The sequence below is a fragment of the Pseudoalteromonas sp. SR45-6 genome (genome assembly GCF_014163545.1).
Classification (GTDB): Bacteria; Pseudomonadota; Gammaproteobacteria; order Enterobacterales; family Alteromonadaceae; genus Pseudoalteromonas; species Pseudoalteromonas rhizosphaerae.
In genome coordinates this window covers 57,813-75,419 of the sequence record NZ_JACJDM010000001.1, presented here as the reverse complement: position 1 = coordinate 75,419, position 17,607 = coordinate 57,813, and the positions used below count along the sequence as shown (strand labels likewise).

The window sequence follows — 17,607 nt, the reverse complement described above, 5'->3', positions numbered from 1 at the left end:
ATGGCTACAATTTATCAAGTATCAGAACTTGCAGGTGTCTCTCTCTCTACGGTATCAAGGGTTCTGAACGACAATGATTATGTAAGTAAAAAAACCAAGAAAAAAGTGCTCGAAGCAATGCAGCAACTTGGCTATCAACCCAGTTCTATTGCCCGTTCTTTAGCATCGAGTCGTACCAGTAGTGTTGGTGTTTTAGTCTCTGAACTAGACGGCCCATTCTTTGGCCAAATGATGTCGGCGATAGAGCAGCAACTTCGTGCCGCAGGTAAGCATGTTATTATTACCGCAGGGCACAGTGACGAAGACAAAGAGAAAAATGGCTTTGAATTTTTAATCAGTCGTAACTGTGATGCCATAATTGCCCATGTGGAAATAGTATCGGACGAATATCTAATTGAACTTAGTAAGGGAAAAATCCCCATTTATTTAATGAGCCGTTATGTTGAGGAAATTAAAGACAACTGTATTAGTCTTGATAACGTTCTGGGCGGTTATCTTGCCACTAAAACGATGATCAATAAAGGTCACAAAAATATTGCTTATATTGCGGGTCCACAATTTAAAGTTGATGCGTCAGACCGACTCGTAGGACATAAAAAAGCGCTTGCTGAATACAATATAGCCTTTGATGAAAGCCTTTTTTACATTGGCGACTTTAAAGAAACCGGCGGCAATGATGGCTTAAAACATTTTATTGAAAATAAAGCGCAATTTAGCGCAATTGTCTGTGCCAATGATGAAATGGCCTCAGGTGCGATGAAGTTCGCCAGAGAACACGGTTTTAATTTACCGAAAGATCTCGCCATTATGGGCTACGATAACGTGATTTTCACCAATTACCTTTACCCAACTCTAACAACCATAGATAACCCAGTCCCAGAGATGGGCAGAATGGCGGCTAACCTTGTACTTAAAGACATTTACAAACGCCCTGGCATTACAATTAATCGTGTATTCCAGCCGACTCTCGTTTTAAGAGACTCCACGCCAGATATTAATTAATGCGGTAAAATCATTCGTTCACTAGGTTGAATTTTCAACTAACGAATTTGCTGATCAGCTAAACTTAGATTCAGCCCATGCAATTCATTACGTACCCATCGGCCATCTAAGTATTGTTCAAGGTGGTCTTGGGCAAATGTTAAAAAACTACGCGCAGCATGAGCAATATGCCGATCAGTGCGGATCACAAAGTACCAATGACTTGCTAAGCTTGCATCACTTACAGTTAATACTTTGAAGCCATGATCTCCTATTGGCAACACATGGCGAGACAGCACACCAATTCCCATTCCTGATGATACTGCAACGCGAATAGCCTCATTACTTGCCATTTGCACGCTGTTACTCAGTACTAAACCGCGTCTTTGCAGTTCGCTCTCAAATAACATCCGAGTTGCAGAGCCAGGCTCTCTTAATAAAAAGCGGTATTTCACTAGCTCAGAAAGTGCAACGTGTTGTTGATTAGCTAATGGATGATCAGTAGGCACAATAAACTCAAGCGGGTTTTTTAAAAAGCGTGCCGCTTTTGCATGTTCAAGTGACGGTGGATGGCTAAATACATAAATATCATCTTCACCGCGTTCAAAGCGCGCTAACACCTCTGCTCTATTGCCAATCTCAAGAGGCAACTCAACATGAGGATGCAAATTACTATAGGGCCCGAGTAATTTTGGCAAAATATATTGTGCGGTATTCACCATGGCGATTTTACATCGCCCGCGCTCGCCCCCTTTGAGTTCAGCTAAAAAATCGTTGTAATCATCAAAGTGGCCAAACACTCGTTGGCAAGTCCTAAATAACTCATGCCCGGCTTCTGTGACATGCAGTTTTTGTTGCTGTATAATCACCAGCGGCTCATCTACAGCCTCTTGTAAACGTTTAATTTGCAGCGACACCGTTGGCTGAGTTAAGTGTAAACGCCTTGCGGTTTCACTGATCGAGCCGGTTTTTACTACACTCATAAACACTTCAAGCAGCCGAAAAGAAATATGTCTTAAATCCATCGCTATCACATCCCCTTTGGTATTAATCAACCCATAGATAATAACCTATAACTAACTACCAATCATTTTATTATTTACAATGTATGATTTTATCTACAATAGCGCGACTTTAAATTAATAGGAGAAAGGTGTGCCAGATATTGTTGTAATGTTTTTTGTTTTGGGTTTAGTTGCGGGGATTTTACGTTCTGATCTCGTTATTCCAAAAGCAACTTACGAGACCTTAAGTTTGCTGCTGATGCTGACCATAGGCTTAAAAGGCGGCATGGTATTACACGGCAATCTTAGTTGGCAATTATTGCCAGAAATGGGCTCGGTGATGCTGCTTGGCGCATTTATACCTTTAATGCTCTACCCTATTTTAAAATATGTGATAAAACTTTCGGTAGCGAACAGCGCAAGTATCGCCGCCCATTATGGCTCCGTAAGCGCGGGGACATTTGCAGTCGCCCTCGCTTATGCTGAATCGGCGCAGCTAGCAGTAGGTGCTGAAGTAACCCTGTATTTAGTGATGCTAGAGCTTCCCGCGATTATCGTAGGGCTGTTAATTTATCGACGACTTGATAAACAACATAGTGCCGATAATACCTTATCGCTTAAAGCACTCTGGCATGAAACCTTAACCAATAAGAGCGTTATTCTCCTCGTAGGCGGTGTTGTTATTGGTATGATGTATGGCACACAGCAAGGCAGCCAAGTAACTGGATTATTAACCAATAGTTTTAAAGTCGTGCTTGCATTATTTTTACTCGAAATGGGTTTAACGGCAGCGCAAACATTACGCCCTATACCTTGGCATCACTGGAAACTGACACTATTTGCTATAATCAGTCCATTAATATTAGGCGCGATTGGAGTCAGTGTCGGCACTTTATTAGCGCTTGAGTTAGGCTCAATCGTTATCTTGGGGAGTTTAGTGGCCAGCGCATCTTATATTGCAGCGCCTGCCGCTATAAAAGCCGCAATCCCCAAAGCCGATATAGGTCTGGCTATGCTCAGTTCACTAGGCATCACTTTCCCATTTAACGTACTTATCGGTATCGGTTTGTATCATCAACTTGCTGTTGCGATGCAATAAATTAAACAATAGATAAGGGCTATTTAGCCCTTATCTATCTATAGGTTAAGCAAGCTCGGGCCATTGAATTGACTTACTGTCTTTGCCATTTTTACAGCTAAGTGGATCATTACCTTTATAATTTTTGCATCCCCAAAACTGCCCTTTTGCGCTATTGCGTAATACCATTTCAGCACCGCATTTATCACACGTTGGCACTAGATGGTTACAGGCTGTATTTATACATAATTTAAACCCTGTATAGCGACTGCGAGTCATTGGGCTTTGGCACTGCTCGCACGATTTTTCTTTATGCTCACAACGTGGAAATAACGAACAGCCGTAGAATGGCCCAAAACGACCATTGTGTTTTTTTAATACCCCGCTATCACAGCGCATACAGTTTATATCTGCGATATGTAATTGATCAACATCACTAGTAAATTCATCCAGTTCTATGTCATGTTCAGCAATTAACTCCGAGACAAAACAACTGCTATTGGTCATATCAGCAATGATGTAGGCGCGGTGTTTTGCGCGCGTTAGTGCAACGTAAAATAACCGTCGCTCTTGTGCGTAAGCGAAGTTTTCTGGCGCTGGTAATAAAGCTTCGATAATTGCGGGCGCAACTTTTTCAGATGGAAAACCATGTTTACCCTTTTGTAATCCGATAATAATAACATGATCGGCTTCTTTACCTTTTGAGGCGTGAAAAGACTGCGACTGAATTTTTAACAACGGATATTTAACACTCATGGTTTTAATATCCGTATTTGTTGGTAGCTGAAACCAAAATCGCGCTAAAAAATACACGGTTGTGGGTTTACATGCCTTGCTGTGTATTGTGCAGAGTATGTCATCAATCGCACCATTTAATAGTTCAGGAATGTCACTGTAATAACTATTTTTATAACCAATAGACGCATTACTACTGCGCCTTAATAACGACACACTAGGATGTGAAACCTGAGTTAAAGAAGTAATCGTTTTATCAAGCTGCGCGGGATTTTTTCTAATAAATGCTGAGGCAACTTCACCAATTTTATTATTAAAACGAAACGTAAGATCCAGCGCCGTTTGCGTAGTAAAGCCAAAATACGTTGCAAACTCAGTGGTCAACTTAATATCAGCGCCGCTGAATCGGTAAATTGCTTGCCAATCGTCACCCACTGCAAATGCTGAACTACCTTTGTTGCTATCGCGAAGTGCTTTAACCAATCGTGCTCTTGGCTGTGATATATCTTGAAATTCATCAACCATAATATAACGCCAAGGCGATTTAAACTTGCCCGACTCAACATACTCGATTGCCTTGATAATCATATCATCAAAGTCAATTTCACCGCGCTGCTGCAAGTGAGCGTTGTAGTTAGATAAAATTGGTTTTAATAGCGCCAACGCTTGGGTTGTTTGTTTGGCGTCAAGGGAGCGTTTAATGACATCAACTTCATCAGCATCAGTTAAATAAGCCGCCTTATATAAACTCAGCAATTGACTAAATAACGCAGCTAATACGGTGATCCTGCCAGTTTCTTTTAAGCTTTCGAGCAGTGATTCTAAGGGCAATATCTGTGTTTTCACGCTCGCACTTAAAAGCGCTTGTTCAAGTTCGTTTAACAGCTTACCTTGTTTATGTTGCCCATAAGTCAAAGCTATACAGTGAGTGTTATTACTGGCATGAGTGGTATTTTTCCAATCAATTTCGCTATGGTATTGCGCTTTATCAATGTAAGGCGCAGTATTGCCAGCGTCATCGATGCCGTAATATTCAATGTAAATATCGTACTCAGGTAAATAAAAATCAGGCTTGTACTGTCTGCGTTCAATGGTTTTTACGTCAACTTTATAAGGCGCTTCGTATTGATAATCTATGCCGTGATAAAACAGCCAATTAGCTATATATAACTCACCAAAGCTTTTTACCTTGTCGCCTTTTAGGCTACGGATATCGTTATCATTTAAGTAGCTGTAATAGTCACCCAATGTTTTAAAATCAAATTCATTTTTTTCAACATAATAGTATTTACTAAAATAATCTAAAACCAGATGACGATACTCGGCACTGTTTTCAATCAATGATTCAAAGCACTGCTGCACCCATTTTGCTTTCGCTTTTTCGTCTTCTGCAAATACACTCATAGTCGGTTTAGCACGTTCAACTTGTGAGATAATCGCCAGTCCGACACTATGAAAAGTAGCGGCTTTTATTTTATCGGTGGCGAGCTTATTTTCGATCCGTTGATCCATTTCATCAGCAGCTTTGCGACCATAGGCCAGCAATAAAATATCACTGTAACTTGCCTGCTGACTTTGCACTAAAAACCCAGCCCTGCCAATCATAACACTGGTTTTACCGGTGCCTGCGCCAGCCAATAACAAGTTATTATCGTCATCAATCACACAAGCACGTCTTTGACCTAGTGTTAATGGATTTGCTTCAACACGGTCAAAAAAAGCGTGGTGTAGGTTAAGTTGCTTAGTAACGTATTTTTGTTGTAGATACTGGGTAAGTGCAGCATCCCAGTTTGCATATTGCTCTAATACGTTTATTTTTTTATCCACTAAAACAAATGCGGGGCTGATTTTTATCCACGGCAACCAACGATCATGCTCTTGCTGTGCCAACCGCTGAATACGACTAACATAAGACTGGCGTAAATATCGCTGCTTGACCAGTTTTGTTATTTTATTAAGAAAAGTGTCAAGCTTAGCTTCATTAGCGTTCACCCAATAGCGTTCAAATTCAGTTTTAAATTTACGGTGAGCACCATATGCCAGCAGCGAAAATGTATGATTTTGTTGTGCCGTAACAAAAGAAATCGTTTGACCAAACAAGCCGAAAGCAAACGACGGCGGTGCCTCCAAATCACTCCAACTTATTTGTCTAGTTGAGTTACCTTGGAGAATAGTCAACATATGGTGATCAAACGCCAACATGGCTTTATTAGAAAACATCCTGCCAAACAGGCTAACTGCAATAGAATTCATTACTGCTGAATTCCTAAATAAAAAGAGTGAATTACCGGTATTTTAAGTTAATCAGCTGGATAAGTGTGAAAATAACGGCAATTATTTTAGCGTAGTTTTTCATCTGGATTTAAAAAGAACATTTTCTTCCAGCCTTGGCTTTGCGCGGTCATTAACCATGGGTACGGCAGTAGCGATAAAATAGAGTAATGTACGTGAGGTTGTTTACCTGCCGCATTCCCCGTGTCTCCTAAGCTACCAATCAGCTCACTGACTGCAACATAGTCTCCTGCACTTACCGAATAACTTTCTAAGTGGGCAAAGTAATGCAGTCGCCACTTAGGCCCAAGTAATGCCACCACTTTACCACCGCGCTTTAGCTCACCTGAATACAGCACCACACCACTTACCGAAGCAACCACTGCCGTGTGTTTTTTGCCAAAAATATCTATCCCTTTGTGTACACCTGATTTACCCCAAGGGCCATACCAAAAGGTATTATGATGCCAATCATTTGCTGTTGCACCTTTGACTGGGATCACTATTTTTTCAGGTATGAGCAGCCCAATAACAAGGACTGTCAAGAATGTTAGTCCCATGTACTTCATCACTTTCATTACAGCTTCCTTGAAATAGTTTAACAGTGAAATAGTTCATTATTGTTTGATACGTGTGCAACCAGCCACTCACACAACTCATGTGTTAAACTATCTTTTTTAAGCTGTAATTGGTCTACCTGCTGCGTTGTAACCGCCGTTAGCCATGCCTCTAGCATTGACTCAAAGCCCCGTTTATATAGTGTTGCTTGCCAATCATTTTGCATCGCGCTCTGCTGTATTCCATTGACCATAGAGGTCATATTGGTTAGCGATTCAAACCGCCACTTTTCATTCAAACCGGTTATTTCAACCACTTCTTCATTACAGCCACTTAATCTATCCATAGCGCCTTGAAATAACCGCCCCTGAAACTCAAAACTAACATGTATTGCTGCCAATAAGCCTTGTGGATCTAGCTGTGAAAACACCTGTAACTGGTTAAGTTGATCAAAACGCTCTACATTTGCAAAATGGCATAAACTATCAACCACATGGATGAAGTCATCAAAAATAAAAGTGCGCGGCTGTGCTGGTAAATTTAAGCGGTTTTTTTGCCATTTAAGATGGCGTATTTGTGGCTTTGCAATATCGGCCATAATTGGTAAAAAGCGACGATTAAAACCTAAAAATAATGGCGTGTTATGTTTAGTTGCTAACGCAATAAGTTCACTTACCTCACTAAAACTATACGCTAATGGCTTATCCACAAACGTAGCGATTTTTTGTTCAAGTGCCTGCTTCGCAAACGTAAAATGAGACTCAGTATTAGTGTGGATCATCACCCCATCGGGCTTACACGCCAGTACCGCTTGGTAATCTGTAAAGCACTTTTGAACCCGATACTGCTTCGCTAACTGCGTTAATGTTGTCAGGTTTCGTGTACAAAAAATAGGATCGATCTGTGCATGTTGCGTGGCAATAGGTAAATATGCTTTTTGTGCTATATCCCCAAGCCCGACTAAAGCGATTGTTAGCTGGTTCATTTTTACTACTGCCTCTTGATGAAAAATAAAAACACAGCATACCAAGTTATTATTTAGATTGATAAAACAACTACAAATTTTAAACAATTTCGCTAAAAAAATGATACCAAAATGACGTAAATAACCGGTTTATTTACCTAACTAAGTGTTCTAAATAAAATGTTGAGTAAATATTCAAATATAACTTTACTTGTGTTCAAAATCGGATTAAATTCGCCGCAAAATTAACCAACCAAAAATAATTGCCAGCTATTAAAACACTCCAACGCAATTATTTATGCCCTTTAAATCGGATTCTTTAATGGTTGAGCTCGCTGCCGGTCATAAACCAAATAACCCACTTGCACCTGTTATTGGTTTGTCTTTTTTTGCTATTGCCTCAGGCTTTTTAATGAGTCTAATTCCTTTATCATTGAGCGCCTTTGGGCTTGATAATGAACTTGCCTCTTGGTTAGCTAGTGTCTTTTATCTTGGCTTATTAATTGGTGCTTTTTTTATTGAGCGTATTGTTGCAAGAGTAGGCCACCGTCATGCTTTTCTGGCATTTCTGGGGTTATTAATTTTCAGTGTTGCAGCACAGCTTATTTTACCTAATGCCAACGTGTGGCTTTTAGCCCGCTTTGTAGCTGGTATCGCCGTAGCTGGGGTATTTGTGGTGGTTGAATCTTGGTTACTAATGACTGACACTGCCAAAGCACGAGCTAAACGATTAGGCCTGTATATGACATCCCTGTACGGTGGCAGCGCCGTTGGCCAACTAGCTATCGATCCGCTTGGCACCAGTGGCCCACTCCCCTATTTGTTTGTTATTGCTCTATTATTTTTAGCGATGTTAGCACCGCTGCTGATTAAATCAGGGCAACCGCAAAGTCAGCACTCGCAAAAGCTACAATTAACTGAGTTAAAAAAGCTCAGTCGCCCAGCAATTTTAGGCTGTTTGGTATCAGGATTAGTACTTGGCCCAATATACGGTTTAATGCCAGTATATATCGCTGCCCAAAGTGAGCAGGCCGCTTTTACTGGCACCTTGATGGCGGTGATTATTTTAGGCGGTATGTTAGTACAGCCGTTGGTGAGTTATTTATCAACACGAATGGCAAAAAGCTTATTAATGGCATTATTTTGTTTATTTGGCGCGATGGGTGTAGTTGGTATTATGCAAGCTGTACACTTCAACGTATTGATGGCCAGTTACTTTATTTTAGGGGCTGCAAGTTTTGCACTCTACCCCATTGCCATCACCTTAGCCTGTGACGCATTGCCAATCGAAAAAATAGTCTCAGCAACGGAAATTATGTTACTGAGTTACAGCTTTGGCTCGGTCTTTGGGCCTTTGCTTGCTGCCAACTTATTTGCTTCAGCTAACGGCATTATGTTGTATTTAGGCGGTTGTTTATTCACCACCTGTATTTATATGCTGATCAAAAGCCTTAAAGGCATCTCCACTGACAATACCCCTGTGGCAGGATAAGCCATAGCCTAATAACGCAAAAACCCCATGCTGAGTTAACAGTATGGGGCTTTAATTCAAGTAATAAGGCCTAATTTATAACGATAGGTATTCTTTAGCACGAGTAAGGTTATGCGATACCATCGCGCTATCAGCCATTTGTGCAGCTTCATATAAATCTGAAAGACCAGCGGTATCATTTTTAGCCATCATACGTGATACACCGCGATTACTTAATGCAAACGATGTTAATTCACGTAATTTCATTTTTGGGCCTTCGCTTTGTTTTAGCAACGCAATCGCTTTAGTACAAATAGTTTCTGCTTGCGCGTAATTTTTTGATTTAACGTTTAGTGCGCAATTATTAAATGATTGTTCAACTGGCTGTGGCGCTGTTGCTGTCTCAATAACCATTAATTTGTAATCACTTTGATCAGCCAGAGCAACAGCTGAACATGTTAATAGTGAGCTAAGAGCAATAGTTTTGATAAGTGTACGTTTCATGATTATATTCCTATTTGATTATTTGCCTAAATCGTGTCGTATCTGGTGCCTACAATTGAACTTTAGAGTGTTAGCTCAATTTCAACAAACGATAAAAATAAACCTAATAGGTGAAGAAAATTAACTTATAGACTTTAGTCTAATAAAACAGCTTCCTCGCTCTGTTAATATTAATTGCATTAAATTATTGACCTTATAGCTTCACGAAAATAACTCAATAACAGGGCAAAAATTATGACGTATAGTTGTTCTCTGCAATTGCTCTTGCATTGCTCTACCTTTTGCCTCCATGAATTTACTTTAACGCAATTAGTGAGCTATTTGATCAGCAAGAATGCCCATATTTTTAATAGATATACTATAGCTGCTTGAATAGCTAAATCGCGCAATTTTGTTCAAGTTTTTATATTTCAATCTGCTTATACTCAAGCAATAGGTGATTAGCGAAGAGTGCGAAGCAAATGAATCAATTTCAGTACATCAACGATAAAACATTAAACCAGTTTACTTTGCTTGATGCGAAGATGACCGACTTTAGCTACTCAAAACATGCCCATGAAGAGTACTCACTGGGTGTTACCTTAAAAGGTCGGCAAGATTTTTTTAGTCAAAGAGCCTTTTACAAAAGTCCAACTGGCGGAGTAATAGTATTTAACCCAGAAGACGTTCACGATGGTCACTCAGGTTTAACAGAACATCTTGAATACGTTATGCTCTATGTACACCCAAATGAATTTGAACCAATGTTTAAAGCATTGGGTTACACCAAACATGCAACGCCAAGAGTCGCTACACCTTTGCTGGCAGACCCACAATTAGCACAGCAGATTTTAGCGCTCAAACAACTTATCAGTGGTAACAATTACACAACCATTGATACCGAAAACACGCTGTTTAATATTGCTCATTCAATCATCAAACAGACAGGCTGCGCCATAGAGCCGCTGGGGCTCAGTTCAAGAAAAGACACTTTATTACTTAAAGCAAAAGACTACATTATGGCGAACTTAGGTCATGACATCTCAATTGATGATATCGCTGGTGTCGCTACTATGTCGAAATATCATTTCATTAGGCTGTTTAATAAGCAGTTTGGCCTAACGCCTTATCAATATGTGGTGAACTGTCGGATAAATATGGCCCGAAAATATATCGAATCAGGCGCACGAGCATCTCAGGTCGCATTAGATTCGGGCTTTGCCGATAACAGCCATTTAAATCGCCATTTCAAGCGTATTTATGGTTTAACTCCTAAACAATACCAATTACAACTTTCGCTCTAAACAATAAGGGATCAAAATGTTAGAAATATTCGCTTATGCAATAGGTATAATGTACACCCCTGGACCCATCAATCTGCTCGGTTTACAAAGTGGCATCAATAATAAAACCACGGCACATTTAGGCTTTTTCTCAGGTGTAGCCACCGCGATGCTAATCTTATTTATATTACTAGGCTATGTGGGTATAGAGTTGATCCCGGCGAAAATATTACCAGTTTTAAGCTTTGCAGGTTGTTTATATATACTATATATCGCGGTTAGAATTGCTAAAACACAGGTCAATTTTAACAATCAAAAAACCACTACAAAATCGCTGTCATTTAGTAACGGCTTATGGATGCAGCTACTTAATCCCAAAGCACTGGCTGCGACATTACCCATCACCACCATTCAATTTCCAGCAGCGGATATATCAGGCATGGCAGTCATCGTTTGGTCATGTATCCTCGCATTACTAGCGTTTGGCGCTCCTGCGAGTTACTCATTAGCTGGCCATGCTATTGGTAAACATATGACAAACTCAAAATACTTTAAAATAATTAACTTAGTCATGGCTGTTTTGCTGGTCGTGGTTGCCATTGATATAGCCCTCACACACGTATTAGTACAGTAATTATGATTATTACTTCACTCAGTATGAGTGAAGTAAACAGTTAACTATCCTGCTTGAATCTCTACCTGCTTAATCTAAACCTTTTGATGAACGCACCACTGAATTCTAGCTGTTAAAAATAACATCTTGAAGATTACTTTCTGATAATTTCACATTTTTAACACTACAACCTTGCAACTACACCTTTAAGAGTAAGCATAACGGTTATTAAAAACCATATAAATGTAATATAATACTATATGATTACTTTAGCTCCTCTGCTAATCTACAAAGGAAATTAGTTTTTCTATATCAACCTGAACTCTGGTTAACATTTTAACTAACAGTTTGTTCTTATTTTATAAACTTATATTTCACCTTTCCATCCATAGACTTCCAGTGATAATAAAACGAATTTAAGATATAAGTATTTGATTATTAAATAAATCGAACGCTGGAAATAGCTGCTGGAAATAGCTGCTGGAAATAGATTTATTATCCACAGTTCAAATTATATTAATGGTTCATATTGTGTTCTTAACAGCGTCCCAGTCTTCACTGTTAAGAATATAATATGCTTAACCCCAACTAGAAGGTGTGATTATCAATGTTCAAAAATTTAAACTTAGGGAAAAAAATAGGTGTTGGCTTTGCAACTGTACTTTGTTTGTTGTTAGTCGTCGTTGGCATCAGCATGGCAGCATTACAAAAAGCCAGTTCAGAAACAGGTGAATACCAAAAAATAACGCAAGTCACTACTCTAGCAGGTAGAATTCAGGCCAATATGCTGATGATGCGAATGTCAGCCTCTAAATTTCTGCGCAATAAGGATTCCGAGTCAGTAAAAAGCTTTAAAGAGCGCTTTAATGCCACAATGCAATTTACTACAGATAGTAAAAACGATATCAGCGACCCCAAAATGAATGCTGTAATTGACCAAATATTACAGTTGATAAAAGAATATAATCAGGCGTTTGAGAGCGTTGTAGTATTAATGGATGATATACAAAAAAAACGTATACCTGCCCTCAGTCAATACGGTGAAGATGTGCGCCGTGAATTAGATTCAATTACCGACACGGCGTTTACTGATAACAGCCTGACCTCTTCGTATCAGGGCGCAAGTGCACTAAGTTCAATGCTAACTGGCCGTATTTTTGTACTTAAGTTTATTGGGTCGGTTAACAACAAAGACTACCAAGCTGCAATGAACTTTTTAGTCAACGATCTAAAAGGCGAGTTAGACACGCTCGATAGCAATCTACAAAATCCGCAAAGAAGAGCATCTCTTAAAAAAGCGATGCAAAGCTATAACTCATATATTAATCACCTTAAAGAACTTAATGAGCAGTTAATTAAGCAGAACGATATTTCACAAAATACCTTAGATATGATTGGCCCAAAAGTCGCGAATCTAATTGAAGACATTAAGTTGGAAATGCTGAGTAAGCAAACCGCTCTTGGCACTGAATTAAAAGAGGCGATTAGTTATAGCTTCTATTTTTTATTATCAATATCGATGCTTGCTATCGTTATCGGTATTGCGGCTGCAATGATGTTATCCCGTATTATTACCAAGCCAATTCATGAAGCAGTAGCAGCTGCAAATCAGCTAGCAAAAGGTCAACTTAATATAAATATACAAAACACTGCAAACGACGAAACAGGCCTGTTACTTAATGCTATTAGCAATACAGCAAATAATTTAAAAACAATGATCTCTACAATTACAAATGCAAGTAAAGAGCTTGAGTCTGCTTCACAAGAGCTTGCTGCGGTAACAGATCAAACCTCGCAAGGGATCCGCAATCAAGAATCTGAAACAGATATGGTTGCAACCGCTATGAATGAGATGACCATAACTGTGCGTGATGTAGCTAATAACGCAGCTCAAGCAGCCGATGCAGCAAATACTGCAAGTAACGAAGCCGTATTGGGTTACCAAGTTGTCAAAGAAACTATTTCCTCAATAAATAAACTTTCAAGTAATATTAATGATTCATCGTCCGAGTTAAGCGGTGTGCAACAATCTGTTGAGAGCATTAGCACGATATTAGATGTGATCAAAGCGATTGCCGAGCAAACTAACTTATTAGCCTTAAATGCTGCTATTGAAGCTGCCAGAGCTGGTGAGCAAGGTAGAGGCTTTGCAGTTGTTGCCGATGAAGTTCGTTCACTAGCATCTAGAACGCAAAATTCAACGGGTGAAATACATAATATAATCAAACAACTACAAACTGGCACAAATAGCACAGTGGCAACAATGGGTATAGGTAAAGAAAATGCCTTAGTATGTGTTACTCAATCTGAAAAAGCCAGTGCAGCACTTGAGTCAATTACAAATAGTATTTCAATCATAAACGACATGAATATACAAATAGCCAGCGCCGCAGAGCAACAAAGCTCTGTCGCCGAAAGCATTAATCAAAATGTTGTCAATGTGAAAACTATTTCTCAAGAAAACTCAGTTGCAGCAAGTCAAACTAAGAGTTCGAGTGAGGATATCGCCCGTTTAGCAACGCAATTAAATCAATTGATCGTTAAATTTACTGTTTAATGTCATTTTTATATGTAACTGTCTGGTGAAGATTAATTACCGCACAGTTACAGTGCCAGCCAAAATGACTTGTAGAGCTCCATAACCCTTTACCAAATATATAGTTAGCTTGAGCTTTGGTTTAAATATTTAATAACATGTTGATTAAAAATCAATATTCGTTTTACTCTCCAGCCAGAGATAGATTTATCATCAACAGATCAGAATAATTAATGCTTGCTGTGGTCATACTGAATAAGCTAGATTACGCGCTTTTTAAACTATACTTGAGGGACTATTAAGCAGTGAGGAACTTTATGTCGGTATTCAACTGGTACAATGCGTCAATAAAGCAAAAAATTGGTGGATTATTTGTTTTTTTATTAACGTTTTTGTTTTGTGTTATTGTTTTTTCGGCCTATAAAGTAAATCAAATAGAGCGTGAAATGCGCGTAGTGGCTTTTCTGGATATTCCGTTAAGTCAGTTAATGCAACAAGTGGAATTCATAGAGCTTGAACAACACCTGCAATTTGAGCAATTCCAACTAAAAAACAAAATTGATGATAAGCCGCTCAACCCACATCAACAATTTGCTTTTGAAAAACAAAAAATAAAACAATTGCTCGATAAAGCGGTAGCAATGATTAATCACTCATTAGCATTAAAAGAAGTCATATTACAGCCTGAAGCACATCAAAAAGTGGCCACCACAATTGAAAACTATACGCAAAAAAGTGACGAGTTCGAAAACTATTTAGAAAATGTTTACCAACAAAATCAACTTACTGAGCAAGCGCGGTTGCAAGTCGAAACAATGGCAACTGAGCTAGAAAGTGCAGAAAAGCAAATAATAGCGCAATTAAATAAATTAACCTCTGATGATGCGTATTACACAGATCAGCACGAAAAAGACTTTCTATTTGTCAGCAGCTTACTTGGTATATGCGCCATCATTCTCGGCTTGCTGTTAACGACCTTTATTATTCAAATTATTTTACGTCGTATTCAACGCATCCAATCTAATATCGAAACATTAAACTCTTCTGTTGAACACCATGAGTTACCTTTGGAACTTCAAAAAAAGATCAAAACTAAAGATGAGCTTGCAGCATTAGAACACGATATAAAAATTGTTATATCACGTTTGAATCAGGAAATGACTAGCCGTGAGGAAATTGAAAAACAATTAATAATATTAGCAACCCAAGATCGTTTAACCGGTGTATTTAACCGACACAAGTGGGAAGAACAAATAGAAAACCAGATCAATATGGCAGCACGAAGCGAATATCTATTTGCTTTAATAATATTGGATATTGATCACTTTAAACAAGTTAACGACCAATTTGGCCATCAAATAGGTGATAAGTTATTAAAACATCTTGCGACACAATTACAGCCACAAATACGCACCATGGATATGCTGTTTCGTATCGGTGGCGAAGAGTTTGCAATTATTTCCCCCACACAAGATAAGCAACAAGCCCATCAACTTGCAGAGCGATTACGAGTGTATATTAGCGAATTAGATGAAGTGAGCTTACCTAAAGTGACCGCAAGCTTTGGGGTAACATGTTATCAGGCAGATGACTCGAGTTCAGTTATTTTTAATCGCGCAGATAAAGCACTCTATGAGGCAAAAGCACAAGGTCGTAATTGTATCGTAGTCGCTTAACTTGTATTGGCTGTATTAGTTCAGAGCAAATTTATATATTTAGGCTGGCTTTACACACATGTAAATATCTATGTTGATACTGTTAACTGGCAAACTCAATACAATATTCCGCCGGCTCTATTCGTACTTGAGTTACATACAAATCATTGGGTAGCTGCACATTATTAGGCATATCAGCTGAATTAAGCGCGTTGAGGTTAGCCATTAACGCTTGACGCTTTTCGATCCACTCACTAGGAAAGCACGGATTATCAATAAAATGTGATACTGCTCTGAACTCAAAATAGATCGTTCTACGTATAGCTGAACCTTTCTGTCTTCCTGATGCATGAACCGTGTTTACATGGTGAATTACCACATCACCTGCATTGGCCGTAATATCCACACTTTGTAATTGTGCAATGGATAGCTGGCGCTTTAAATCACACACACTTGCTTGGCTACAATGAGACTGCGGGATCACTGTTAACGCCCCTTGCTGCGCTATTGCATCATCTAAATACACCCCCACGGTAAAAATAGGCTCTTGAGTCCTCACCGACATATCGCGGTGCCAATCAAATCCGCGTGCATCTAATGAATTTTTTATCACAAGTGACTCATAGCTAGGCAAAACAGCTTCGCCGATAATCGCTTCAACGTAACTCATTAGTTCGGTTTGCGCTAGCAGTTGAGCAAATTGTGGCTGAAATTGAAAAAGCTCATTAACGCGATAAACAAAAGGCTCATCTGCAGTTTGCATAACAGCAATATTATCCAATGGTAAACCGGCTACATAGTGTGACTGTGCTTGAGCAACCAGCTCATCACAAAAGTGCTGCAGTTTTGTGATTACACTTGGTTTAAGTACTTGTTTAATTTTTACAAAACCCTGCTGCTTAAACCGTTCAACCACTAAATTGGTTTGCATATTTAATATCTCCTTTTAATATACAGGTACTTAAATTTGTAGTCCGGCGCTATTAATAACTAAACAGGCTGTATTTCACTTGCCCAACAGTTCAGAAAAGTAATAAAAAAGCATACTAACCTTGCTCAAATCTAGCTAGCACATATTCGATGAATAATCTGACGCGCAATGGTATATGGTCACGATCCCGATATAACATAAATAAAGTGCGTGCCTTGCTTTGCCAATCAGGCAAAACATGCTGAAGCTCACCTTGAGCTATCATTGGTAATGCATAATAGTCAGGAATATAACCAATCCCCAAGCCTTTTTTAACCGCGTGTGTGAGCATTTGAATTTCATCAAGCTCTAAACGAATGCCCTTACTGGGTTGAAAATCATAAGCGTCATCATTTTGTTTATTTACTAATTGCCAAATAGACATCGGCTGGCAAATCACAGCGCTTTTTGCACATAAATCAGTGGGATGCTTAACACTGTCGGCCACCGTCTGCGAATTACTGCACAAAATAAAGTGAATATCTTTTAGTGGCCTCGCAATCCAATTATCAACCACCGTATTACCCACCCTAAACACCACATCCATTGCTTGCGCTTCAATATCAATTAAAGTATTCGAGAGCCTAATATCTAGTTGGATCTCAGGATATTGCAGTAAAAAATCATAAAAAATATCCCTTAAAAATTGCGAGCCGGCATTAATAGGTGCACTGATTATGATCTTACCTTTCGGTTGATTCTTCTCGATATGAAGATCATCATTAATGCCATCTAACTCAGCAAACAATGCACTCGAACGTTGGTAATACAGCTCCCCCATATGGGTCAGCGATACGCGATGAGCATCACGGTTTAACAATCTAAGCTGTAAATCATCTTCAAGTTGTCGAATACGACGGCTCAATGTTGATAAAGGCACTGATAAAGCCAGTGCAGCATCTTTAAAACTTTTTAAATGGGCAACAATACAAAAATAGCGTAAATCGTCTAGTGAATATCTATATTTCATTTTTGGAATCTACCCTCTTATTTTTGCTTGTTTAT

At 39.1% G+C, this 17,607-nt stretch carries 14 protein-coding genes; 7 read left to right on the top strand and 7 right to left on the bottom strand.

What is annotated here, in order from left to right; translation table 11 throughout:
• The gene (locus H5158_RS00415) at nucleotides 1–1,002 is read left to right on the top strand and encodes a LacI family DNA-binding transcriptional regulator (protein ID WP_145233053.1); all 1,002 of its coding nucleotides are present in this window, start codon (nucleotides 1–3) and stop codon (nucleotides 1,000–1,002) included.
• A 38-nt stretch (nucleotides 1,003–1,040) separates the two neighbouring features.
• Here H5158_RS00415 and H5158_RS00410 read toward each other — a convergent pair whose 3' ends face one another.
• Entirely contained in the window at nucleotides 1,041–2,006 is a 966-nt protein-coding gene (locus tag H5158_RS00410; protein ID WP_182739219.1) for a LysR family transcriptional regulator, read from the bottom strand.
• 130 nt (nucleotides 2,007–2,136) lie between these two features.
• On the opposite strand from H5158_RS00410, the gene H5158_RS00405 reads away from it, so the two are divergent.
• Entirely contained in the window at nucleotides 2,137–3,084 is a 948-nt protein-coding gene (locus tag H5158_RS00405) for a sodium-dependent bicarbonate transport family permease (protein WP_182718891.1), read from the top strand.
• Nucleotides 3,085–3,129: 45 nt separating this feature from the next.
• Here the strand turns inward: H5158_RS00405 and H5158_RS00400 are convergent, their stop codons facing one another.
• From H5158_RS00400 to H5158_RS00390, 3 genes are all read right to left on the bottom strand, one after another.
• On the bottom strand, nucleotides 3,130–6,051 hold the full coding sequence (locus H5158_RS00400) for a UvrD-helicase domain-containing protein (protein ID WP_182739218.1): 2,922 nt from the start codon (nucleotides 6,049–6,051) through the stop codon (nucleotides 3,130–3,132).
• Between the two features lie 86 nt (nucleotides 6,052–6,137).
• On the bottom strand, nucleotides 6,138–6,647 hold the full coding sequence (locus H5158_RS00395) for a M23 family metallopeptidase (protein WP_182718889.1): 510 nt from the start codon (nucleotides 6,645–6,647) through the stop codon (nucleotides 6,138–6,140).
• A 20-nt stretch (nucleotides 6,648–6,667) separates the two neighbouring features.
• A complete protein-coding gene (locus H5158_RS00390; RefSeq protein ID WP_182718888.1) occupies nucleotides 6,668–7,612 on the bottom strand; it encodes a Gfo/Idh/MocA family protein in 945 nt (314 codons plus the stop codon).
• A 301-nt stretch (nucleotides 7,613–7,913) separates the two neighbouring features.
• Between H5158_RS00390 and H5158_RS00385 the strand changes: the two genes are divergently transcribed.
• The gene (locus tag H5158_RS00385; protein WP_149980981.1) at nucleotides 7,914–9,083 is read left to right on the top strand and encodes an MFS transporter; all 1,170 of its coding nucleotides are present in this window, start codon (nucleotides 7,914–7,916) and stop codon (nucleotides 9,081–9,083) included.
• A 75-nt stretch (nucleotides 9,084–9,158) separates the two neighbouring features.
• On the opposite strand, the gene H5158_RS00380 is transcribed toward H5158_RS00385, so the two are convergent.
• The gene (locus tag H5158_RS00380; RefSeq protein ID WP_182718887.1) at nucleotides 9,159–9,566 is read right to left on the bottom strand and encodes a hypothetical protein; all 408 of its coding nucleotides are present in this window, start codon (nucleotides 9,564–9,566) and stop codon (nucleotides 9,159–9,161) included.
• Between the two features lie 461 nt (nucleotides 9,567–10,027).
• On the opposite strand from H5158_RS00380, the gene H5158_RS00375 reads away from it, so the two are divergent.
• The 4 genes from H5158_RS00375 to H5158_RS00360 all read left to right on the top strand — a co-directional run bounded on the left by H5158_RS00375 (nucleotide 10,028) and on the right by H5158_RS00360 (nucleotide 15,653).
• The gene (locus H5158_RS00375) at nucleotides 10,028–10,849 is read left to right on the top strand and encodes an AraC family transcriptional regulator (RefSeq protein WP_182739217.1); all 822 of its coding nucleotides are present in this window, start codon (nucleotides 10,028–10,030) and stop codon (nucleotides 10,847–10,849) included.
• A 16-nt stretch (nucleotides 10,850–10,865) separates the two neighbouring features.
• Complete coding sequence (locus H5158_RS00370) at nucleotides 10,866–11,462, top strand: LysE family translocator (RefSeq protein ID WP_182718885.1); 597 nt, start codon at nucleotides 10,866–10,868, stop codon at nucleotides 11,460–11,462.
• 586 nt (nucleotides 11,463–12,048) lie between these two features.
• Nucleotides 12,049–13,998 (top strand): methyl-accepting chemotaxis protein, encoded by a 1,950-nt coding sequence (locus tag H5158_RS00365; RefSeq protein WP_182739216.1) that lies wholly within the window; start codon nucleotides 12,049–12,051, stop codon nucleotides 13,996–13,998.
• Between the two features lie 296 nt (nucleotides 13,999–14,294).
• Nucleotides 14,295–15,653, top strand: a complete 1,359-nt coding sequence (locus tag H5158_RS00360; RefSeq protein WP_182739215.1) for a GGDEF domain-containing protein — start codon at nucleotides 14,295–14,297, stop codon at nucleotides 15,651–15,653.
• A gap of 82 nt (nucleotides 15,654–15,735) precedes the next feature.
• On the opposite strand, the gene H5158_RS00355 is transcribed toward H5158_RS00360, so the two are convergent.
• Nucleotides 15,736–16,563 carry a phytanoyl-CoA dioxygenase family protein gene (locus H5158_RS00355; RefSeq protein ID WP_182739214.1) on the bottom strand — a complete coding sequence of 276 codons (828 nt, stop codon included), beginning with the start codon at nucleotides 16,561–16,563 and terminating at the stop codon, nucleotides 15,736–15,738.
• Nucleotides 16,564–16,678: 115 nt separating this feature from the next.
• Entirely contained in the window at nucleotides 16,679–17,572 is an 894-nt protein-coding gene (locus H5158_RS00350; RefSeq protein WP_149980968.1) for a LysR family transcriptional regulator, read from the bottom strand.
• Nucleotides 17,573–17,607 lie beyond the last annotated feature (35 nt).